At 74.8% G+C, this 20,555-nt stretch carries 19 protein-coding genes and 1 pseudogene; 18 read left to right on the forward strand and 2 right to left on the reverse strand.

Features of this window, described 5'->3' with window-relative positions; all coding sequences use genetic code 11:
* Window positions 1-151: 151 nt before the first annotated feature.
* Window positions 152-889: a CAP domain-containing protein gene (locus Ae150APs1_RS32975; protein WP_249266465.1), complete on the reverse strand. Its 738-nt coding sequence runs from the start codon at window positions 887-889 to the stop codon at window positions 152-154.
* 22 nt (window positions 890-911) lie between these two features.
* Between Ae150APs1_RS32975 and Ae150APs1_RS24210 the strand changes: the two genes are divergently transcribed.
* The 17 genes and pseudogenes from Ae150APs1_RS24210 to Ae150APs1_RS24290 all read left to right on the forward strand — a co-directional run bounded on the left by Ae150APs1_RS24210 (window position 912) and on the right by Ae150APs1_RS24290 (window position 18,641).
* Window positions 912-1,202, forward strand: a complete 291-nt coding sequence (locus Ae150APs1_RS24210) for an acylphosphatase (RefSeq protein ID WP_075300506.1) — start codon at window positions 912-914, stop codon at window positions 1,200-1,202.
* An 84-nt stretch (window positions 1,203-1,286) separates the two neighbouring features.
* Window positions 1,287-1,703, forward strand: a complete 417-nt coding sequence (locus tag Ae150APs1_RS24215) for a VOC family protein (RefSeq protein WP_075300508.1) — start codon at window positions 1,287-1,289, stop codon at window positions 1,701-1,703.
* Between the two features lie 108 nt (window positions 1,704-1,811).
* Window positions 1,812-5,420, forward strand: coding sequence for a chromosome segregation protein SMC (gene smc, locus Ae150APs1_RS24220; protein ID WP_075300510.1), 3,609 nt, complete (start codon window positions 1,812-1,814; stop codon window positions 5,418-5,420).
* A 49-nt stretch (window positions 5,421-5,469) separates the two neighbouring features.
* The gene (gene ftsY, locus Ae150APs1_RS24225; protein ID WP_075300512.1) at window positions 5,470-7,206 is read left to right on the forward strand and encodes a signal recognition particle-docking protein FtsY; all 1,737 of its coding nucleotides are present in this window, start codon (window positions 5,470-5,472) and stop codon (window positions 7,204-7,206) included.
* 279 nt (window positions 7,207-7,485) lie between these two features.
* On the forward strand, window positions 7,486-8,796 hold the full coding sequence (locus tag Ae150APs1_RS24230; RefSeq protein ID WP_029239237.1) for an ammonium transporter: 1,311 nt from the start codon (window positions 7,486-7,488) through the stop codon (window positions 8,794-8,796).
* Between the two features lie 3 nt (window positions 8,797-8,799).
* Window positions 8,800-9,138, forward strand: a complete 339-nt coding sequence (locus tag Ae150APs1_RS24235) for a P-II family nitrogen regulator (protein WP_075300513.1) — start codon at window positions 8,800-8,802, stop codon at window positions 9,136-9,138.
* 145 nt (window positions 9,139-9,283) lie between these two features.
* A complete protein-coding gene (locus Ae150APs1_RS24240; protein WP_075300515.1) occupies window positions 9,284-11,668 on the forward strand; it encodes a [protein-PII] uridylyltransferase in 2,385 nt (794 codons plus the stop codon).
* A gap of 80 nt (window positions 11,669-11,748) precedes the next feature.
* The gene (locus Ae150APs1_RS24245) at window positions 11,749-12,087 is read left to right on the forward strand and encodes a P-II family nitrogen regulator (RefSeq protein WP_075300517.1); all 339 of its coding nucleotides are present in this window, start codon (window positions 11,749-11,751) and stop codon (window positions 12,085-12,087) included.
* Between the two features lie 215 nt (window positions 12,088-12,302).
* A pseudogene (locus Ae150APs1_RS33910) lies at window positions 12,303-12,674 on the forward strand (AAA family ATPase); the annotation flags it as partial.
* Between the two features lie 168 nt (window positions 12,675-12,842).
* Window positions 12,843-14,411, forward strand: a complete 1,569-nt coding sequence (gene ffh / locus Ae150APs1_RS24255; protein ID WP_075302532.1) for a signal recognition particle protein — start codon at window positions 12,843-12,845, stop codon at window positions 14,409-14,411.
* 16 nt (window positions 14,412-14,427) lie between these two features.
* Entirely contained in the window at window positions 14,428-15,543 is a 1,116-nt protein-coding gene (locus Ae150APs1_RS24260; RefSeq protein ID WP_075300519.1) for an amidohydrolase family protein, read from the forward strand.
* Window positions 15,540-16,316: a type II CAAX endopeptidase family protein gene (locus tag Ae150APs1_RS24265; RefSeq protein WP_075300521.1), complete on the forward strand. Its 777-nt coding sequence runs from the start codon at window positions 15,540-15,542 to the stop codon at window positions 16,314-16,316. Before Ae150APs1_RS24260 ends, Ae150APs1_RS24265 begins: the two co-directional genes overlap by 4 nt.
* A gap of 148 nt (window positions 16,317-16,464) precedes the next feature.
* Window positions 16,465-16,962 carry a 30S ribosomal protein S16 gene (rpsP, locus tag Ae150APs1_RS24270; RefSeq protein ID WP_010229565.1) on the forward strand — a complete coding sequence of 166 codons (498 nt, stop codon included), beginning with the start codon at window positions 16,465-16,467 and terminating at the stop codon, window positions 16,960-16,962.
* The gene (locus tag Ae150APs1_RS24275; RefSeq protein WP_010229562.1) at window positions 16,959-17,198 is read left to right on the forward strand and encodes an RNA-binding protein; all 240 of its coding nucleotides are present in this window, start codon (window positions 16,959-16,961) and stop codon (window positions 17,196-17,198) included. The genes rpsP and Ae150APs1_RS24275 overlap by 4 nt, the downstream gene beginning before the upstream one ends.
* A complete protein-coding gene (gene rimM / locus Ae150APs1_RS24280; protein ID WP_010229560.1) occupies window positions 17,195-17,758 on the forward strand; it encodes a ribosome maturation factor RimM in 564 nt (187 codons plus the stop codon). Before Ae150APs1_RS24275 ends, rimM begins: the two co-directional genes overlap by 4 nt.
* A 100-nt stretch (window positions 17,759-17,858) precedes the next feature.
* Window positions 17,859-18,074, forward strand: coding sequence for a helix-turn-helix domain-containing protein (locus Ae150APs1_RS24285; protein ID WP_010229557.1), 216 nt, complete (start codon window positions 17,859-17,861; stop codon window positions 18,072-18,074).
* Between the two features lie 24 nt (window positions 18,075-18,098).
* Window positions 18,099-18,641 (forward strand): Clp protease N-terminal domain-containing protein, encoded by a 543-nt coding sequence (locus Ae150APs1_RS24290; protein WP_075300523.1) that lies wholly within the window; start codon window positions 18,099-18,101, stop codon window positions 18,639-18,641.
* A gap of 26 nt (window positions 18,642-18,667) precedes the next feature.
* On the opposite strand, the gene Ae150APs1_RS24295 is transcribed toward Ae150APs1_RS24290, so the two are convergent.
* Entirely contained in the window at window positions 18,668-19,471 is an 804-nt protein-coding gene (locus Ae150APs1_RS24295) for an MgtC/SapB family protein (RefSeq protein WP_170918126.1), read from the reverse strand.
* Between the two features lie 50 nt (window positions 19,472-19,521).
* On the opposite strand from Ae150APs1_RS24295, the gene trmD reads away from it, so the two are divergent.
* Window positions 19,522-20,289, forward strand: coding sequence for a tRNA (guanosine(37)-N1)-methyltransferase TrmD (gene trmD / locus Ae150APs1_RS24300; RefSeq protein ID WP_075300525.1), 768 nt, complete (start codon window positions 19,522-19,524; stop codon window positions 20,287-20,289).
* Window positions 20,290-20,555 lie beyond the last annotated feature (266 nt).

The following is a 20,555-nucleotide window of genomic DNA, read 5'->3' on the forward strand; positions in this document are numbered from 1 at the left end:
ATGCCGCGCAGCGGGACCAGCGGTGTCCTGGGCGGATGGTGCGCCGCCGCTACGCCGCCGTCCGACGGGCCGGGGCGCCGGCCCGGTGTCGTCGGCTACCGGCCGAAGTCCTGGGTCCAGTAGCCGTCGGCGAGACCGATGCCGATCGTGCTCAGCGAGCAGTCGAGGATGTTCCGCCGGTGCCCCGGTGCCCCGGTGACTCCATCCAGTCCTGCACCACGGTCGCCGCGTCGGGCTGGCCCATGGCGATGTTCTCCGCGCCGGGGGAGTCGTAGCCGGCCGCGGTGAGGCGGTCGGCGAAGTCGCGGCCGTCGCGGCTGTCGTGCGCGAAGTAGCCGTTCGCGGCCATGTCGTCGCTGTGCGCCTGCGCGGCGGCGGTGATCCGCCGGTCGTGCGTCAGCGGCGCGCAGCCCACCTGCGCGCGCTCGGCGTTGGTCAGTTCGACGACCCGGGCGAGCTGCCCGGACAGACCGGCCACCCCGGCCGCGACCCGGTCCGGCACCGCGCGGGGCCCCGGTGCGGGGGCCGGGCGCGGCTCGGCCACGGCAGCCGCCGCGGCGGCCCGGAACGCCTCGGCCGCCTGCTGCGCCGACCGGGCCGGGAAACCCGGGTCGGCCGCAGCGCCCGCGAACGCGGCGCGGGCCAGACCGGCCGCGTTGAACGCCGGTGGGGGGACGCTCCGGTCAGCGTGATCGACGACGTCGGCCGTGGGGAGCGCGGCCGACGCCGCACCGACGGCGCGCAGCGGGACGGTCTCCGCGACCGGTCCGTCCGGACCGGGCAGCGCCGTGCCCAGCGGTGTCAGCGGCGCGGCCATGGCCAGCACCGCCCCGGCCCCGATCCCGCCGAGCACGGCGACGGGGGCCCGCGGGGTGCGTCGTCCGATCACGGTCGGGTAATGTACCAGCACTGTGAGTAGCAACACAGATTCGTCCGTTCGGCTCACCGCATGGGTCCGAGGGGAGGTGCAGGGTGTCGGTTTCCGCTGGTGGACCCGGGCACGTGCGCTCGAGCTGGGACTCGTCGGACAGGCCCGCAACCTCCCCGACGGCCGGGTGGCGATGACCGCGGAGGGTGGCCGTCCGGACTGCGAGACCCTGCTCGACCTGCTGAAGGGCGGCGGTACGCCGGGCCGGGTGACCTCGGTCTCCGAGCAGTGGAGCGCCGCGACCGGGACGTTCGCCGGGTTCGTCGAGGCGTAGCCGTCACGGATGCGGGCCCGCCGACGAGTCCCGCCCGGAGCAGCCGGTCGTCACCGGCCCGCACCGCCGCCCGAGGAGGCCCGCATGTCCGTCCGCCTGAACCCGTACCTGCACTTCGAGTCGACCGGCCGCGAGGCACTGGAGTTCTACCGCTCCGTCCTCGGCGGCGAGCTGCAGATCATGACCTTCGGGGACATGGGCGCCGAGGGCCCGGTGCCGCCGCCCGAGGGGGTCATGCACGGCTACCTGGAGACCCCGGACGGCTTCGTCCTGATGGCCTCCGACGGCGAGCCGGGCCGCGAGGCCGGTGCCCCCACCGGCATCTCGGTCAGCCTGTCCGGCGACGACCCCGGCAAGCTCGGCGGCTGGTTCACCGCGCTCGCCGAGGGCGGCACGATCGACGTGCCGTTCGAGAAGCAGATGTGGGGCGACCTGTTCGGGCAGGTCACCGACCGGTTCGGGGTCCGCTGGCTGGGGAACGCGGCCGATCCGCAGGCCTGACCCCGGCGCGGCGGGACGACCTGCGGGCCGCCCCGCCGCGTGCCGTCCACGGACCGCGTCCCCGTGCCGATAGCCTGGGGGCTTCCCGCTCCCTGGAGACCCGCGCCCGTGCACCTCAAGACGCTGACGATGAAGGGCTTCAAGTCCTTCGCCTCGGCCACCACCCTGCGCCTGGAACCCGGGATCACCTGCGTCGTCGGCCCGAACGGGTCCGGCAAGTCCAACGTCGTCGACGCGATCAGCTGGGTACTCGGCGAGCAGGGGGCCAAGGCCCTGCGCGGCGGGAAGATGGAGGACGTGATCTTCGCCGGCACGTCCGGCCGGTCGGCGCTGGGCCGCGCCGAGGTCACCCTCACCATCGACAACTCCGACGGCGCGCTGCCGATCGATTACTCCGAGGTCTCGGTGACCCGCCGGATGTTCCGCGACGGCGCGGGCGAGTACGAGATCAACGGGGCCCGGGCCCGGCTGCTCGACGTCCAGGAGCTGCTGAGCGACTCCGGCATCGGCCGGGAGATGCACGTGATCGTCGGGCAGGGCCAGCTCGACGGGGTGCTGCAGTCGAAGCCGGAGGACCGGCGCGCCTACATCGAGGAGGCGGCAGGCGTCCTCAAGCACCGCAAGCGCAAGGAGAAGGCGCTGCGGAAGCTCGACGCGATGCAGGCCAACCTGACCCGGCTCACCGACCTCACCGCCGAGCTGCGCCGCCAGCTCAAGCCGCTCGGCAGGCAGGCCGAGATCGCCCGCAAGGCCCAGTCGGTGCAGACCGAGCTGCGCGACGCGCGCCTGCGGCTCGCCGCGGACGACCTGGTGACCCTGCAGGAGGAGATCACCCGCGAGGAGGCCGACCAGGACCAGGCCCGCCGCCGCCGCGCCGAGACGGAGGAGCAGCTCGACACCGCCCGCGAGCGCCAGCAGGAGCTCGAGACGGCCCTCGCCGCCGACGCGCCGCGGCTGCAGGCCGCCCAGGACACCTGGTACCAGCTCTCCGCGCTGGCCGAGCGCCTGCGCGGCACCGTGCGGCTGGCCGAGGAGCGGGTCCGGCACCTGACGTCGTCCGACGCGGTTGAACGCACCCCCGGCCGGGACCCGGACGAGACCGAGGCCGAGGCGGACGCGATCTCCGAGCAGGAGGAGGAGCTCGTCGCCGGGGTCGCCGAGGCGCGCCGCCGGCTCGACGAGGCCGTCACCGAGAAGGCGGAGCGCGAGCGGACCCTCGCCGCGGCCGAGCGCGAGCACCTCGCCGCCGTCCGGGCGATCGCGGACCGCCGGGCCGGGATCGCGACCCTCGCCGGCAAGGCCGACGCGCTGCGCTCCGGTGTCGCGGCGACCGCGGAGGAGATCGAGCGACTGTCCGAGGCCCTCGCCGAGGCGTCGACGCGGACCGAGCAGGCCGAGGCCGAGCTGGAGGAGGCCCGCGAGGGGCTGGGCCTCGACGCCTCCGACGAGAGCGGCGACGCCCTCGCCGAGCGGGTCGACCAGGCCGAGGCCGGGCACCGCGCCGCGCAGGAGCGGGTGGCGGAGCTGGCCCGCGCCGAGCGCGACGCCGAGCAGCGCCGCGCGCACTGGCGGGCCCGGGTGGAGGCCCTCGAGGTCGGACTCGTCCGCCGCGACGGCACCGGCGCGCTGCTCGGCTCCGGCACGGACGCCGCCGCCGACGGCGTGCTCGGCGCGGTCGCCGAGCTCGTCGTGGTGGAGCCGTCGGCCCGGACCGCGGTCGCGGCCGCACTGGGCGAGGTCGCCGAGGGTGTCGCGGTGTCGTCGGTGCCGTCGGCGGCGGGTGCGCTGCGCGCCCTGCGCGACGGCGACGCCGGGCGGGCCGCGCTGCTGGTCGGCGGCGCCGGGGCCGGGGACGGACCGCCCGGGGTGGTGCCGGTGCCCGACGGCCCGCCGCCCGCCGGGCGCTGGGCCGCGTCGCTGGTCACCGCGCCCCCTGGACTGGGTGCGCCGCTCGCCGCGCTGCTGCGGGAGGTCGTCGTCGTCGACGACCTGGGCGCCGCGGCCGCCGCGCTGGACGCCCGGCCCGACCTGACCGCCGTCACGACCGACGGGGACCTGCTCACCGCGCACGCCGCCCGCGGCGGTGCCGGGGCCGGGGAGGGCGCGCTGCAGCTGCAGGCCGCCGTCGACGACGCCGTCACCGAGCGGGACGCCGTCGACGCCGAGCTGGAGTCGCTGCGGCCCACCCTGGAGGGCGCCCGCGCCGAGGAGGAGGCGCGCGGCACCGACCTGGGCACCGCCCGGACCGCCGTCGCCGACGCCGACCGGCGCCGCGCCGCGGCCGCGGCCCAGCTGGGCCGCCTGGAGCAGGTCGTCTCCTCCGCCCGGGCCGAGGCGCAGCGGCTGCGCGAGCGGCGGGACGGCGTCGAGACCCGGCGGTCCGAGTCGCTGATCGAGCTGGAGGCCGCCGAGCACCAGCTGTCGCTCGCCGAGGACGCCCCGGTCGACGACGAGCCCGACACCGAGCTGCGCGACGAGGCCGCCGAGAAGGTCGAGGCCGTCCGCTCCGAGGAGGTCGAGTGCCGGCTGGCGCTGCGGACCGCGGAGGAGCGGGCCCGGGCGATCGCCGGGAAGGCCGAGTCGCTGCGCCGCCAGGCCCACTCCGAGCGTCAGGCCCGGGCCCGGGCGGAGGCGGCCGCCACCGAGCGGGAGCGGGCGTCGGAGATCGCCCGGCTCGTCGTCGACGCCGGTGGGACGGCGTCGGAGCGGATCGAGGTCTCGCTCGCCGCCGCGGCCGCGGAGCGCGACGAGATCCAGGCCGCCCGCGCCGACCGGGAGCGCGCCCACACCGAGGCCCGCGAGCAGACCACCCGGCTGACCGGGCTGCTGGAGAAGCTGACCGACGCCGTCCACCGCGACGAGATGGTGCGCCAGCAGACCCGGATGCGGCTCGAGCAGCTGACCGAGAAGATCCTCGCCGACCACGGCATCGGCATCGACGACCTGGTCGCCGAGTACGGCCCGGACGTGCCGGTGCCGCCGTCGGAGGCCGACGTCGCCGAGTACGAGACGGCGAAGGAGCGCGGCGACCAGGTGTCGGCGCCGCCCGCCGTGCCGTTCGACCGGGCCACCCAGGAACGCCGCCTGAAGCGGGCCGAGAAGGACCTCTCGCTGCTCGGCAAGGTGAACCCGCTCGCGCTGGAGGAGTTCGCGGCGCTGGAGGAGCGCTACCGGTTCCTCTCCACCCAGCTGGAGGACCTCAAGAACACCCGGCGCGACCTGCTCACCGTGGTCCGCGAGGTCGACGACAAGATCCTCGAGGTCTTCACGACCGCGTACCACGACGTCGCGCGGGAGTTCGAGACCGTGTTCGCGACGCTGTTCCCGGGCGGCGACGGGCGGCTCGTCCTCACCGATCCCGAGGACATGCTCACCACCGGCATCGAGGTGGAGGCCCGCCCGCCGGGCAAGAAGGTGAAGCGGTTGTCGCTGCTGTCGGGCGGGGAGCGGTCGCTGACCGCGATGGCCCTGCTGGTGGCGATCTTCCGGGCGCGGCCGTCGCCGTTCTACGTGCTCGACGAGATCGAGGCGGCCCTCGACGACGTCAACCTCCGCCGGCTCATCTCGCTGATGGAGGAGCTGCGCGCGGCCAGCCAGCTCATCGTCATCACCCACCAGAAGCCGACGATGGAGGTCGCCGACGCGCTCTACGGCGTCTCCATGCGCGGCGACGGCATCACCCAGGTGATCTCGCAACGGTTGCGACCGGCGTCGTAGCGCGGTGTCCTGTGCGCCCGGGTGCACCGGGCGTGGCAGGGTTGGGCGGGTGACCACGCAGACCATCTGGATCGTCGTCGCGGTCGTCGTGGCCGTGCTGCTGATCGCCCTCGTCGCGGGGGTGGTGATCGCCCGCAGGCGGCGGATCAGCCTGCGGTCCGACGAGGAGCAGCGCGAGCTCGGGACCGAGCAGGAGACGCCGCGCACGGGCGGCACCTACCAGGCCGGGGGCGGCTTCGCCTTCTCCTCGGGCACGGCCACCGCGCCCGAACGGCCCCGCGCACCCGACGCCGGGGACGACACCGGCACCCCCGACACCACCGACACGGCCACGCCGGTCGACGAGACCCCGACCGCGGACGAGGTGCGCACCCCTCCCGGGGGCACCCCGGTCGTCGGCGGTGCCACCGAGGCCCGCACGCCGCCCGGCGGGATCCCGGTGAGCACCGCGCCACCGGTCCCGTCCGCCGGCACGCCCAGCGGCCCGACGGTCCCGACCGAGCAGCGCGGCCCCGACCCGGGCACCGTCACGGGTACCCCGGGCGAGGGCCGGGTCATCGACACCGCCGAGGCCAGCAAGGATCCGGCGACCCGGCAGATCGCCCGGCCCGACGCCGGGACCGCCACCCCGGACGCCGGGACCACACAGCAGCTCCCGACCGAGCGGACCGGCGGGGCCGCCGGTGCGGCGGCGACCGCACCGACCGCACCGACAGCGCCGACCGAGCCCGTCGCACGGCCGGCGACCGGCACGGCGCCCACCGAGCCCGTCGCCCGGCCCACCGCGGACACCGCGCCGGCCGCCCCGGAGAGCCCCGCCGACGCGACGGCCCCGGTCGCCCCCGGCGCCCCGGCCGAGGACATCGACCCCGCCGAGGGCCGGATCGGCCGGCTGCGGGGGCGCCTCTCGCGCTCCCGGTCCGGGTTCGGGCAGAGCCTGCTCGGCCTGCTCGGCGCCGGCGACCTCGACGACGAGTCGTGGGAGGACGTCGAGGCCACCCTGCTGCAGGCCGACCTCGGCCCGGAGATGACCCAGGAGGTCACCGAGCAGCTGCGCGAGCAGCTCGCCGCCCGGGGCGTCCGGTCCGCGGAGCAGGTCCGCCAGACCCTGCACGACGTGCTCACCGGGGCGCTCGACACCGGCCAGGACCGCTCGGTGCACGCGCTGCCGCACGAGGGCCGGCCCGCCGTGCTCCTCGTCGTCGGCGTCAACGGCACCGGCAAGACGACGACCACCGGCAAGCTCGCCCGGGTGCTGGTCGCGGGCGGGCACCGGGTCACCCTCGGCGCCGCCGACACCTTCCGGGCGGCCGCCGCCGAGCAGCTGGTGACCTGGGGCGAGCGGTCCGGGGCCGGCGTCGTGCGCGGTCCGGAGGGATCGGACCCCGCCTCCGTCGCGTTCGACGCCGTCAAGCGCGGCACCGACGACGCCGTCGACGCCGTCCTGCTCGACACCGCGGGCCGGCTGCACACCAAGACCGGCCTGATGGACGAGCTCGGCAAGGTGAAGCGGGTCGTCGAGAAGCAGGCCCGGGTGGACGAGGTCCTCCTCGTCCTCGACGCCACCACCGGCCAGAACGGGCTCACCCAGGCCCGGGTGTTCGGCGAGGTCGTCGACGTCACCGGGATCGTGCTCACCAAGCTCGACGGCACCGCCAAGGGCGGCATCGTCTTCCGGGTGCAGCGCGAGCTCGGTGTCCCGGTGAAGCTGGTCGGGCTCGGCGAGGGCCCCGACGATCTCGCCCCGTTCGAGCCGAAGGCGTTCGTCGACGCCCTCCTGAACTGAGCGCGACGCCCGCACGAACGGCGCGGGAGCCTCTCCGGGGCTCCCGCGCCGTCGGCGTCCGCGGGTGTTACACCACGTGCTGCGGCTCACGAAACGGACCATCCGGATGACGTTCCGTACGCCGGATCCGGTTGGGTAACGCAACCGTCATCTGTTTCGGCGGCCTGTTAACGGGTGCGAAACGGACAGGCGCCGAGTGCGAAACACGGGATCACCATTGTTCCTCCCCAGTCGGCCACCGACAGACGTGGGAGGGAACGGACCGTGCCACAGGAAGCCCTGAACGGCGGAGATACCGCCTGGATCCTCGCGAGCGCTGCGCTCGTACTGCTGATGACCCCGGGGGTGGCCCTGTTCTACGGCGGCCAGGCCCGGTCCAAGAGCGTCCTGAACATGATGATGATGTGCTTCAGCTCGCTGGGGCTCGTCGGCGTGCTGTGGATCCTCTTCGGTTACTCGATGACCTTCGGCACCGACCTCGGGGGCGGGCTGCTCGGCAACCCGTTCGAGGCGTTCGGTCTGTCGTCGGTCCTGGCGAACGACCAGGCCGAGAACGCGCTGCCGGACCTCGCGTTCGTCAGCTTCCAGGCGATGTTCGCGATCCTGACGGTCGCGCTGGTCGCCGGTGCCGCCGCCGACCGCATGAAGTTCGGCGCCTGGATGCTGTTCTCCGGGCTGTGGGCCACGCTGGTCTACTTCCCGATCGCGCACTGGGTCTTCGACCTGGAGCAGGGCTGGATCGCCACCTCGCTGGGCGCGCTGGACTTCGCCGGCGGTACCGCGGTGCACATCAACGCCGGTGTCGCCGCGCTGGTGCTCTGCATCATCCTCGGCAAGCGCCGCGGCTGGCCGCGTGAGGCCATGCGGCCGCACAACCTGACGATGGTCATGCTCGGTGCCGGTCTGCTGTGGTTCGGCTGGTTCGGCTTCAACGCCGGGTCCTCCGGTGCCGCCGACTGGGCCGCCGCCTACGCGTTCACCAACACCATCGCCGCCACCGCCGCCGCCATCCTCGGCTGGCTGCTGATCGAGAAGATCCGCTACGGCAAGGCCACCTCGCTGGGTGCCGCGTCGGGCATCGTCGCCGGTCTGGTCGCGATCACCCCGGCCTGTGCCTCGGTCTCGCCGCTGGGCGCCCTCGCCATCGGCGTCATCGCCGGTGCGCTGTCGGCCTACGCGGTCGGCTGGAAGTACAAGCTGGGCTACGACGACTCGTTCGACGTCGTCGGCGTCCACCTTGTCGCCGGCCTCTGGGGCACCCTGGCCATCGGCCTGTTCGCCACCGACATCGCCCCCGACGAGACCAACGGTCTCTTCTACGGCGGCGGCGCGGGCCAGCTCGGCATCCAGGCGGTCGCCGCACTCGCCACGATCGTCTACTGCGGCATCGTCACCACGATCATCGCCCTGGTCGTGAAGTTCACCCTGGGCCTGCGGGTCGAGGACGAGGCCGAGCAGACCGGTATCGACGAGGCGGAGCACGCCGAGACCGGCTACGAGTTCTCCGGCCTGCGTGGTGGCTCCGGCCTCGGCTCCGCGCCGAAGCCCCCGGCCGCCGCGCCGACCACCCCGGCGAAGCAGGAGGCCTGACCCATGAAGCTCGTGACCGCCATCGTCAAGCCGTTCGTCCTGGAGGACGTCAAGGGCGCGCTGGAACAGATCGGTGTGCTCGGTCTGACCATCAGCGAGGTCCAGGGCTACGGCCGCCAGAAGGGCCACACCGAGGTCTACCGTGGCGCCGAGTACTCGGTCGACTTCGTGCCGAAGGTGCGGGTCGAGGTCGTCGTCGACGACGCGCTCCTGGACAAGGTCGTCGACGCGGTCGTCGAGGCCGCCCGCACCGGCAAGATCGGTGACGGCAAGGTCTGGGTGACCTTGGTGGAGACCGTCGTCCGCGTCCGCACCGGCGAGCGCGGCACCGACGCCATCTGATCACTCCGCAGCGAGGAGGACGGGCCCGTCGCATCCCACAGGGGAGTGCGGCGGGCCCGTCCTCCGTCCGGAACAGAAACGGACAATCCGGCCCGATCCGGCCGGGACGGGTCATGACGAGACAGGAAGCGGGTGGCGCGGAGCGATGACGGTCCTCGGGTCGGGCGAGGCGGCGGACCTGGTCAAGGTGAAATCGGTACTGCTGGAGTCCAACGGCCGGAACCATCACGGGCCGGAGGCGTTGCGGGCCGCCCTGGTCGACCTGCACGACTTCTGGCTCTCCTCGCGCTGTGCGGCACTCGGGTTCGGCGGCGACGGCAGCGGCGTCGCCCTCGTCGCCGTCGGGGCGCTGGGGCGTCGCGAGCTCTGCCCCTGGTCCGATCTCGACCTCGTCCTGCTGCACGACGGCCGCAAGGGGATCGACACCCTCGCCGAGCAGCTCTGGTACCCGCTGTGGGACGCGGGCCTCGGCCTCGACCACTCGGTGCGCACCCCGGGCCAGGCCGTCCAGATCGCCACCACGGACCTGCGTGCCGCGTTCGGCCTGCTCGAGGCCCGGCACATCGCCGGCGACGGGCCGCTCGCGACGAAGGTCCGCGACGCCGTCCGGCAGGCCTGGCGGGCCGGGATGCGCAGTCGCTTCGACGAGATCGTCGACACCACCACCGAACGCTGGCAGCGCAACGGCGACGTCGCTCACCGGATCGAGCCCGACCTCAAGAACGGCCACGGCGGGCTGCGCGACGTGCAGCTGATCGACGCGCTCGCCACCGCGCAGCTGGTCGACCGGCCCTCGGCGGAGGTCGTCGCCGCCCGCTCGCTGCTGCTCGACGTCCGCACGGAGCTGCACCGCCGCTCGGGCCGTGCGCGGGACGTGCTGCGCGCCCAGGACGCCGACGACATCGCCGGGCTCATGGACCTTGGCGACCGCTTCGACCTGGCCCGGGCGCTGTCGGGAGGCGCCCGTGCCGTCGCGTTCGGTGCCGAGGTGGTGCTGCGCCAGGCCCGCAACGCGCTGCCCCGGCGCGGGCTCGCCGCCCTCCGGCGCGCGCCCGTCCGGCGGCCCCTGGACTCCGGCGTCGTCGAGCACGGCGGGGAGGTCGGGCTCGCCCGCGACGCCTCCGCCGCCAAGGACCCCGCGCTCGTCCTGCGGGTCGCGGCCACCGCCGCCCGCACCGGGCTGCCCATCTCCGCCGGCACCCTGACCCGGCTCGCCGACACCGCCCCCGAGCTGCGTACGCCGTGGCCGCGGGCGGCGCTGGCCGAGCTGCTCGCCCTGCTCGGCACCGGCCAGGCGATGGTCGGCGTGATCGAGTCCCTGGACCGGACCGGGCTGTGGGGGCGGCTGTTCCCCGAGTGGGGTGCGGTGCGGGACCTGCCGCCGCGGGACCGCACCCACGTCTGGACCGTCGACCGGCACCTGGTCGAGGTCGGCGCCCAGGCCGCGCGGCTGACCACCCGGGTCGCCCGCCCCGACCTGCTGCTGGTCGGCGCGCTGCTGCACGACATCGGCAAGGGCCGGGGCGGGGACCACTCGATCGTCGGGGAGTCGCTGGTCCGGCAGATCGGCGAGCGGCTCGGGCTGCGCGCGGCCGACATCGAGCTGCTCGCCGCGATGGTCCGGCACCACCTGCTGCTGCCGCACACCGCGACCCGCCGCGACCCGGACGACCCCGCCACGGTGGCCCGGGTGCTGGACACGCTGCGGGAGACCGTCGACGGGGACGACACGGCCGTCGGCGTCCTGCTCGAGCTGCTCGACGCCCTCGCCGAGGCCGACTCGCTCGGCACCGGGCCCGGGGTGTGGAGCCCGTGGCGGCGCACCCTCATCCAGGGCCTGTCCGGCCGCTGCCTGTCCGCGCTGGACGGCAGGCCGTTCGTCGAGCCCGGCCCGCCGGACCCGGCGTACAAGGAGATGGTCGAGGCGGTCGCGGAGGACGACCAGCCCCAGGTCCGGTTCTCCACCGGTGACGACGTCGCGACCGTCGCCGTCGCGGTCCCGGACCGGCGCGGGGCGCTGTCCGCGGTCGCCGGCGTGGTGGCGCTGCACTCGCTGCAGGTGCACGCCGCCGATCTCGCGACCGAGGCCGGGGTCGTCGTGGTCACCTTCGCCGTGACCCCGCGGTTCGGGGGACTGCCGGACCCGGCGCTGGTCCGGTCCGACCTGGTCCGGGTGCTGTCCGGATCGCTCGAGCTGGGCGCGGCGCTGGCCCGCAAGGAACGCGACTACGCCCCCTCCACCCCGGAGGTGGAGCGCACCGCGCCGCCGCGGGTGCTGTGGTTCGACGACGAGGCCACCGGCGCCGTCGTGCTCGAGCTCCGCGGGACCGACCGGATCGGTCTGCTGCACCACGTCACCGCCGCGCTGGAGCGCACCGGGATCGATCTCGTCTGGGCCCGGGTCGAGACGCTCGGGTCGTCGGTCGTCGACTCGTTCGGCATCGCCGGGGCACCGGAACGGGCCGCCCGCAAGGAGATCGAGCGTGCGGTGCTGGCGGTCGCGGCCGGGCGGTCGGCGGCCCGCGCCTGAGCCGACCGGGGCCCGGACGCGACCCGGGCCGGGAACGGGGGCATCCTCTCGGGGCGAAACCGCGTCCGGAGGGGGAAGCGATGAAGCTGGTGACCGCGATCGTCAAGCCGTTCGTGCTGGCCGACGTCAGGGAGGCCCTGGAGGGGATCGGCGTGCTCGGCATGACCGTGACCGAGGTGCAGGGCTACGGCAGGCAGAAGGGCCACACCGAGGTCTACCGGGGTGCCGAGTACCAGGTCGATCTCGTGCCGAAGGTGCGGATCGAGGTCGTGGTCGGCGACGAGGTGGCGGACCGGGCCCTGCAGACCGTCGTCGACGCCGCACACACGGGGCGGATCGGCGACGGGAAGGTCTGGCTGACCGCCGTCGAGACCCTGGTGCGGGTACGGACGGGGGAGCGGGGCGCCGACGCCGTGTGAGCGGCGCGCACCCGGCCGCCGTAAGCGGTGCTCGGGTGTGCCGTGCCGGACACGCCGCGTGACCGGAACGATCCCGGCCGCCCGACCGTTTCATCCCACATGTCCACCGCCGGTGCCGTGCCGCTCGACGACGTGCCCCTGCCCCTGCCCACGCCCCGACCGCCGGCGCGGCGGCGGACCCCGTCCGCGCGGACGCGGACGCCGGGCCGCTCGTCGTGCACCTGCCGGGGGGGACGTTGCTGCTGGTCGCGGGCCTGCCCGGGGCTGGCAAGTCCACGCTGCTGGCCGAGCTGACCGCGTGCCGGGGCGTCCGGGTCCTCGACTCGGGGGAGTCCCGCGCCGCGCTCGCGGCCCGGCTGCCGGCGGGGACGCCGTACGCGGCCTACCGCTGGCTGACCCATCTGGCCCACCGCGCGTCGGTGGCCGGGGCCTGCGCCGGGCCGGCGGACACCGTCGTCGTGCACCTGCCGGCGACCGCGCCCCGGGTGCGGGCCGCGGTCCGTGGGCTCGCCCGGCTGACCGGCCGCGCGCCGCACCTGCTGTGGCTGGACGTGCCGGCGGGACAGGCGCTCGCCGGGCAGCACGCGCGCGGCAGGGTCGTGCGGTCCCGCCCGTTCGACCGGCACGCCGGGCGTGCGGCACGGACCGCGGACCTGCTGCGTGCGGGGGGGGTGAACCGGGCTGGACCTCGGTGCGGACGACCGATCGCTCCGGCGCCCGCCGGGGCCTGGCGCTGGCCAAGTAGGCTGGTAAGGGTGTTCGACTCCCTCTCCGAGCGGCTCGGATCCACGCTGCGTGATCTCCGCGGCAAGGGCCGGCTCTCCGACGCCGACATCGACGCCACCGCGCGCGAGATCCGGATCGCGCTGCTGGAGGCGGACGTCGCCCTGCTGGTGGTCCGCGGGTTCATCGCGCGCATCAAGGAACGGGCCAAGGGGTCGGAGGTCTCGCAGGCCCTGAACCCCGCCCAGCAGGTCGTCAAGATCGTCAACGAGGAGCTCGTGACGATCCTCGGCGGCGAGACGCGGCGGCTGAACCTCGCCAAGGAACCGCCGACGGTCATCATGCTGGCCGGTCTGCAGGGCGCCGGTAAGACGACCCTGGCCGGCAAGCTCGCGCGCTGGCTCAAGGGGCAGGGGCACACCCCGCTGCTGGTGGCGTGCGACCTGCAGCGCCCGAACGCGGTGAACCAGCTGCAGATCGTCGGCGAGCGCGCCGGCGTGCAGACCTTCGCGCCGCACCCGGGCGCCACCGGGTCCGGTGAGCTGCCGGAGGGCCCCGGTGACCCGGTCGGCGTCGCCCGCGGCGGCATCGCGCACGCCCGCGAGAAGCAGTACGACGTCGTCGTTGTCGACACCGCGGGCCGCCTCGGTGTCGACGAGGAGCTGATGCGCCAGGCGTCCGACATCCGGACGGCGGTCGCCCCGGACGAGGTCCTGTTCGTCGTCGACGCCATGATCGGTCAGGACGCGGTGGCGACCGCCGAGGCGTTCCGCGACGGCGTCGGCTTCACCGGTGTCGTGCTCACCAAGCTCGACGGCGACGCCCGCGGTGGCGCCGCGCTGTCGGTCCGCGAGGTCACCGGGCAGCCGATCCTCTTCGCGTCGAACGGCGAGAAGCTCGAGGACTTCGACGTCTTCCACCCCGACCGGATGTCCTCGCGCATCCTCGGGATGGGCGACCTGCTCACCCTGATCGAGCAGGCCGAGCAGGTCTTCGACGCCGAGCAGTCCGCCGCCGCCGCGCAGAAGATCAGCTCCGGCGAGCTGTCCCTGGAGGACTTCCTCCAGCAGATGATGCAGCTGCGCAAGATGGGGCCGATCGGCAACATCCTCAACATGCTCCCGGGCGCCAACCAGGGGCAGATGAAGGCCGCGCTCGAGCAGGTCGACGACAAGCAGATCGACCGCCTGCAGGCGATCATCCGCGGCATGACCCCGGCCGAGCGGGACGACCCGAAGATCATCAACGCGTCCCGGCGGCAGCGGATCGCGACCGGCTCGGGCGTCACCGTCTCCGACGTGAACGACCTGGTCAACCGCTTCTTCGAGGCCCGCAAGATGATGAAGCAGATGGCCGGTCAGTTCGGTTTCGGCGGCGGCGGGCGCAAGGCCACCAAGAAGGTCCCGAAGAACGCGCGCAAGGCGAAGCAGGCGAAGAAGCGCCGCAGCGGCAACCCCGCGAACCGGGCCGGGCAGGCCGGCGGGCCGGACCTGTCGAACCTGCCGCCGAGCCTGCAGCAGCTCCCGCCGGGGCTCGCCGGGATGGACCAGCTGCCGCCCGGCTTCGACCCGTCGACGCTGGACTTCGGCAAGAAGAAGTGACGTAGGGTCGCCCGCTATGGGCGATCTTCCTGCCGCGGGGTGGCGGCTGCGCGGAACGGTGCTGGGCCCCGCCGGGGCGGAGCCGGCCGACCTGTACGTCGACGGCTCCGGGCGGATCGTCGCCGAGCCGCTGCCGGGCGCCGAGGACCTGGTCACCTCCGGGTGGATCGTGCCCGGCCTGGTCGACGCGCACTGCCACGTCGGCCTCGGCCCGGACGGCCCGGTCACCGACCTCGAGGAGTGCGCGGCGCAGGCCCGCACCGACCGTGACGCGGGCACCCTGCTCCTGCGGGACTGCGGTTCCCCGGTCGACACCTCGCCGCTGCAGGCCCGCGACGACCTGCCCGAGATCATCCGGGCCGGGCGGCACGTGGCCCGGCCGAAGCGCTACATCCCCGGGCTCGCCGCCGAGCTGGACGACCCGCGGCTGCTCGTCGACGAGGTGCGCACCCAGGCCGCCCGCGGCGACGGCTGGGTCAAGCTCGTCGGCGACTGGATCGACCGTGGTCTCGGCGACGGCGCCGACCTCGCCCCGCTCTGGCCGGACGAGGTGCTCGCCGAGGCGATCGCCGCCGCGCACGACGCCGGTGCCCGGGTCACCGCGCACGTCTTCGGCACCGAGGCGCTGCCCGGGCTGATCGGCGCCGGGATCGACTGCATCGAGCACGGCCCCGGTCTCACCGACGACCTGATCGGCGAGATGGCCGCGCGCGGCACCGCACTGGTGCCGACGCTGATCAACGTCGAGACGTTCCCGTCGATCGCCGACAAGGCGACGAAGTACCCGCGCTACGCCGGGCACATGCGGGACCTGCACGCGCACGCCTGGGAGACCGTCGGGAAGGCGATCGAGGCCGGGGTGCGGGTCTACGTGGGGACCGACGCCGGCGGTGGCATCCGGCACGGCCGGATCGCCGACGAGGTCGCCGAGCTCGCCCGGGCCGGGCACCCGGACCCGATCGGCGCCGCGAGCTGGGCGGCGCGGGAGTGGCTGGGCCGCCCGGCCGGTCCGGTCCCGGGCGCGCCGGCCGACCTGGTCGTCTACGACCGTGATCCGCGCGACGACCTCGGCGTGCTGCGGGGCCCGTCGGTGGTACTGGTGCGCGGACGTCGGGTATCAGTGGGGGCATGACCTCCACGCCCGGGCCGCCGGGCGGTCCCGCAGGCTTCTCCGGCGCCTACCGGCCGCAGGCCGGTGCGTTCGGCCTCGACCCGTCCCCGACACCGCGGGTGCGGTGGGGGTTGTGGGCGTTCCTGGTCGTCGAGGCGGTGTTCCTCGGCTCGTCGGCCCTGGTCGGGCTGGCGATCGACGTCGACTCCGCCGGCGAGGTGCTGCTCGCGATCGCGGTCCCGACCGTGCTCGCCGCGCTGACCTGCATCGGCTGGACGCTCTGGCGGGGCGACGGTCCGGTCGCCGACCTGGGGCTGCGGTTCCGCTGGGAGGACGTCGGGGCCGGACTGCTGATCGGGATCGCCGGGCTGTTCGTCACCGTCCCGGCCGCCTTCGGCTACCTCTACCTGGTTGGTCCGGACCTCACGACGTCGGTCGGCGTCGCCTTCGAGGGGATCCGGACGACCTGGCCGGTCGCGCTCGCCGTCATGTTCGGCATCGTGGTGATCGCCCCGGTCTGCGAGGAGATCGTCTACCGCGGGCTGCTGTGGAACGCCGTGGCGAAGTGGGTCGCCAACCGCTGGGTGGTGTTCCTGGTGACCACCGCCGTCTTCGCCGTCGCCCACCTGGAGCTCCTGCGGGCGCCGCTGCTGTTCGTGGTGACGCTGCCGCTGGGCGTCGCACGGCTGCTCACCGGGCGGCTGACCGCGGGTGTGGTCGCGCACGCGGTGAACAACTTCCTGCCCGGACTGGCGCTCGCGCTCATGCTGGTCGGGTTCGTCCCTGCCGTCTGACGGCCGTCTGGCAGAATGGTCGATCGGGCCCGTGGCCGGCCCTCTACCAGCCACGGCCGATGACCTTCGAGTGAGCGAGCCCGTACCCCACGCGAGCACCAGCTGACTCATCGCAGCACGAATCGACATTCGCGAGGAGCACCACAGCGTGGCCGTCAAGATCAAGCTGATGCGTCTGGGCAAGATCCGTCAGCCGTACTACCGCGTCGTCGTCGCGGACTCCCGTACGCGGCGGAACGGCCGGGCCATCGAGACCATCGGCAAGTACCACCCGAAGAACGAGCCGAGCCTCATCGAGATCGACTCGGAGCGGGCGCAGTACTGGCTGGGTGTCGGCGCGCTGCCGACCGAGACGGTGCAGAACCTGCTCGAGATCACCGGTGACTGGCAGAAGTTCAAGGGTCTGCCGGGCACCGAGGGCACCCTGAAGCCGCAGGCGGAGAAGGCCGACAAGCTCGCCCGCTTCCAGCAGGCGCTGGCCCAGGCCAACGACGAGCCGAGCACCCCGGCCACCACCCCGAAGAAGAAGGGCGGCGGCGACCGCGTCGGCAAGACCGCGGACGACGCCCCGGCCGAGGCCGCCACCAAGAGCGACGACGTCGTCGACGCCACCAAGGACGCCGACGCGCCTGCCGCCGAGTCGTGACCCTCCTGGCGGACGCGCTCGAGCACCTCGTGCGCGGCATCGTCGACCACCCCGACGACGTCCGGGTGGACCTGGTCACCGGCCGTCGTGGGCGGATCCTGGAGGTCCGGGTGCACCCCGACGACCTGGGCAAGGTGATCGGCCGTGGTGGCCGCACCGCCACCGCCCTGCGCAACGTGATCGGCGGAGTGGGCGGCCGCGGGGTGCGGGTCGACGTCGTCGACACCGACCGGTGACCAGCAGCAACCCACGCACCAGCGACGCCGGCCGGGACCAGGTCCTGGTCGGCGTCGTCGTGCGTGTGCACGGTCTGCGCGGCGAGGTCGTCGTCGAGTCGCGGACCGACTCCCCGGAGGAGCGGTTCGCCCCCGGAGCGGTCCTGCACGGCAGCCGCCGGCGGGGGAGCGGGCCGGGGCCTCTCACGGTGGCCACCTCCCGCGCGCACTCCGGGCGCTGGCTCGTCCTGTTCGAGGGTGTCGGCGACCGTGACGGGGCCGAGGAGCTCCGTGGCGTGCAGCTGCTGCTGCCGACGACGGAGCTCGCCGAGCCCGACGACCCGGAGGAGTTCCACGTCCACCGGCTCACCGGCCTGCGGGCCGAGCTGACCGACGGGACGCCGGCCGGGACGATCACCGACGTGGTGCACGGTCCCGGGGGATCGCTGCTGGTCGTGACCCGGCCCGCCGGGCACGAGGCGATGGTCCCGTTCGTCGGCGAGATCGTGCCGGAGGTCGATCTCGAGGGCGGCCGGGTCGTCCTCGATCCGCCCGAGGGGCTGCTCGACCCCGAGGAGTGAGCACCGGTGAGGCCCGGCGTCGCACGACGCCGGGCCTCTTCCGTGGCCGCGTTGTCAACATCGGTTGACAGCCCGTCGATGTCAACTTATGTTGACAGGCATGAGCGATGCGACGGCGGTGGCCGCGGCGGCGTCCAGCAAGGACCCGGCCGTCGGCCTGGCGGCGGTGGCGGCCCTGCGCGGCCTGCAGGAGTCCCTGGAGGAGCTGCAGGTGACCAGTGCACGGGACCAGGGCTGGTCCTGGCAGCAGATCGCCGACGCGCTCCGGATCAGTCGCCAGGCGGTGCACAAGAAGTACCGCCGGCTCGGGCTGTAGCGGCCCGCGACGAGGGGAGAGCACGTGTTCGAGAGGTTCACCGACCCGGCCCGGCGTGCCGTCGTCGTCGCCCAGGAGGAGGCGCGGGGGCGCCACGCCGACCGGATCGGCCCGGAGCACCTGCTGCTGGGGATCCTGCGCTGCCCGGGGACGCCGGGGGAGGAGCTGCTGCGTGCCGCCGGCGTCGGTGCGGCGCAGGTCGACCACGACCTGGCCCGCGCCCGGCCGGACGACGCCGACGCCCTCGCCACCCTCGGCATCGACCTCGACGAGGTGCGCCGGGCCGCCGAGGAGTCCTTCGGGCCGGGCGCCCTGGACCGGACCGGTGGGCGCCGCGGACGGTGGTTCGCCGGGCACGTCCCGTTCGACCGGCTCACGAAGAAGGCCCTGGAGCTCGCGCTGCGGGAGGCGATCTGCCTGGGGGACCGGCACATCGGCACCGAGCACCTGCTGCTGGGGCTGCTGCATCCCGGTCACACGGCGTCGCAGGTCCTCCAGGGGCGGGGCGTGACCCTGCAGGGGACGCGGCGGACGGTCGCCGAGCGCCCCGGCCGCCGGGCGGGCTGACCGCCACCCGTGGATCCGGCCGCCCGTCAGGCCCGGTACTCGTCCAGCGGGTCGCCGGCGGTGTCGTCGGCCGGGTCGTCCGGATCCTCCGTCGGGTCGACCCGGGTCTCCGCCGACCGCACCCCGGCCGTCTCGGCGAGGGTCGCGGCCAGCGAGTTCAGGTCGCCCCGCCCGTCCAGGCGCAGCGTGAGCGCGGCGACCCGGCCGCCGTCGCCGGTGACCGACCCGCGGTGCACGGACACCCGGGCGACGGAGAACCCGGCGTCGGTGCAGCGTTCGAGGACCCCGCGGAGTTCGAGGACCCCGCGGAGCACACCCAGGCCGTCGTCGTAGCGGATGCGCAGCACCGGCGGGCGGCGACGGCGGCGCCGGACCGCCCGGGCGAGCGGCTGCAGCCCGCGGGTCACGAGGAAGTGGGCCGCGGTCGCGAGCACGGCGAGCAGCGGCAGTCCCGCCCCGCAGGCGGTGCCGACCGCGGCGGCGAGCCAGATCGTGGCGGCGGTCGTGAGGCCCCGCACGACGTCCTGCCGGACGAAGATCAGCCCGGCGCCGATGAACCCGATCCCGGAGACGATCTGCGCCGCGATCCGGGACGGATCCAGCGCGACGTGCTCGGTCGCCAGCAGGTCCGCGAAGCCGTACTTCGAGATCACCATGAACACGGCCGCACCCACGCCGACGAGCACGTGCGTCCGCAGGCCGGCGCTCTTGGCCCCCGCCTCGCGCTCCAGGCCGATGGCCGTCGTCAGGACCAGGGCGAGCAGGACCGGTGGTAGGAGGTCCCACTGGGCCTCGGTGGACCACAGCGGACCCGACCAGCCGTCCGGCACTGCCGACCTCCCTCGTCGTCCGGGAATGCGGGGCTGCGACGATCCGCCGCGTGCGGATCGACGTCGTCACCATCTTCCCCTCCTACCTCGAACCGTTGCGCGAGGCACTGCTGGGGCGGGCGGTCGAGCGCGGCCTGCTCGAGGTCGGGGTGCACGACCTGCGCCGCTGGACCCACGACGTCCACCAGGCCGTCGACGACTCGCCCTACGGCGGCGGGCCGGGGATGGTCATGCGGCCGCAGGTCTGGGGCGACGCGCTCGACGAGGTGCTCGCCGGTCCGCCGGCCCGGCTGGTCGTCCCGACCCCGGCCGGCCGGCCCTTCACCCAGGAGACCGCGCGCGCCTGGTCCGCCGACCAGCGCCTCGTGTTCGCCTGCGGCCGCTACGAGGGCATCGACGAGCGGGTGCTGCTCGACGCGCGGGCCCGCGGGACCCGGGTCGACGAGGTGTCGATCGGTGACTACGTGCTGGTCGGCGGCGAGGTCGCGGTCCTCGTGATGGTCGAGGCCGTCGCCCGGTTGCTGCCGGGGGTGCTCGGCAACCCGCGCTCGGCGGCGGAGGACTCGTTCTCCGACGGGCTGCTCGAGGGGCCGTCCTACACCCGTCCCGAGACGTGGCGGGGGCTCGCCGTGCCGGACGTCCTGCGCAGCGGCAACCACGCCGCGATCGACCGCTGGCGCCGCGACCGGGCCCTGGAGCGCACCCGCGACCGGCGCCCCGACCTGCTCGATGCGCTTCCCGACGGCGCGCTGGACGCCGCCGACCGCGCCGCACTGGCCGCCGGGCGCACCGACGAGGACGGGTCGCCGGCCGGCTGACCGGTCCCGGCGGGGGCCCGCACCGCCCCGGGCGGGCTCCGGTCCCCGGGCTCCGGAGCGCCGGACCCCGCGGGCGGACCGGCCACCGGGTGTCCGGGCCGATCGGGCCGTCTGGCACTATGGACGGGTTGCCAGCGCCGTGTGCGGTGCCCGGTGACGGTCCCGTGCGCCACCCGGTCGACCCGGGGAGCGCCGGCCGCGCCGGAGCCCGCCATCCGGACGAGCGTCCCACCACCAGGTACGGACGGCCCGGATGACCCGGGAGA

Source organism: Pseudonocardia sp. Ae150A_Ps1, assembly GCF_001932315.1.
In the GTDB taxonomy this organism is placed as follows: Bacteria; Actinomycetota; Actinomycetes; order Mycobacteriales; family Pseudonocardiaceae; genus Pseudonocardia.

Coding starts and splice junctions, on each gene's coding strand:
- Ae150APs1_RS24265 (WP_075300521.1), top strand. CDS start 15,540: ATGACCTCCACGCCCGGGCCGCCGGGCGGTCCCGCAGGCTTCTCCGGC.
- Ae150APs1_RS24245 (WP_075300517.1), top strand. CDS start 11,749: ATGAAGCTGGTGACCGCGATCGTCAAGCCGTTCGTGCTGGCCGACGTC.
- Ae150APs1_RS24215 (WP_075300508.1), top strand. CDS start 1,287: ATGTCCGTCCGCCTGAACCCGTACCTGCACTTCGAGTCGACCGGCCGC.
- Ae150APs1_RS24240 (WP_075300515.1), top strand. CDS start 9,284: ATGACGGTCCTCGGGTCGGGCGAGGCGGCGGACCTGGTCAAGGTGAAA.
- Ae150APs1_RS24235 (WP_075300513.1), top strand. CDS start 8,800: ATGAAGCTCGTGACCGCCATCGTCAAGCCGTTCGTCCTGGAGGACGTC.
- Ae150APs1_RS24260 (WP_075300519.1), top strand. CDS start 14,428: ATGGGCGATCTTCCTGCCGCGGGGTGGCGGCTGCGCGGAACGGTGCTG.
- Ae150APs1_RS24285 (WP_010229557.1), top strand. CDS start 17,859: ATGAGCGATGCGACGGCGGTGGCCGCGGCGGCGTCCAGCAAGGACCCG.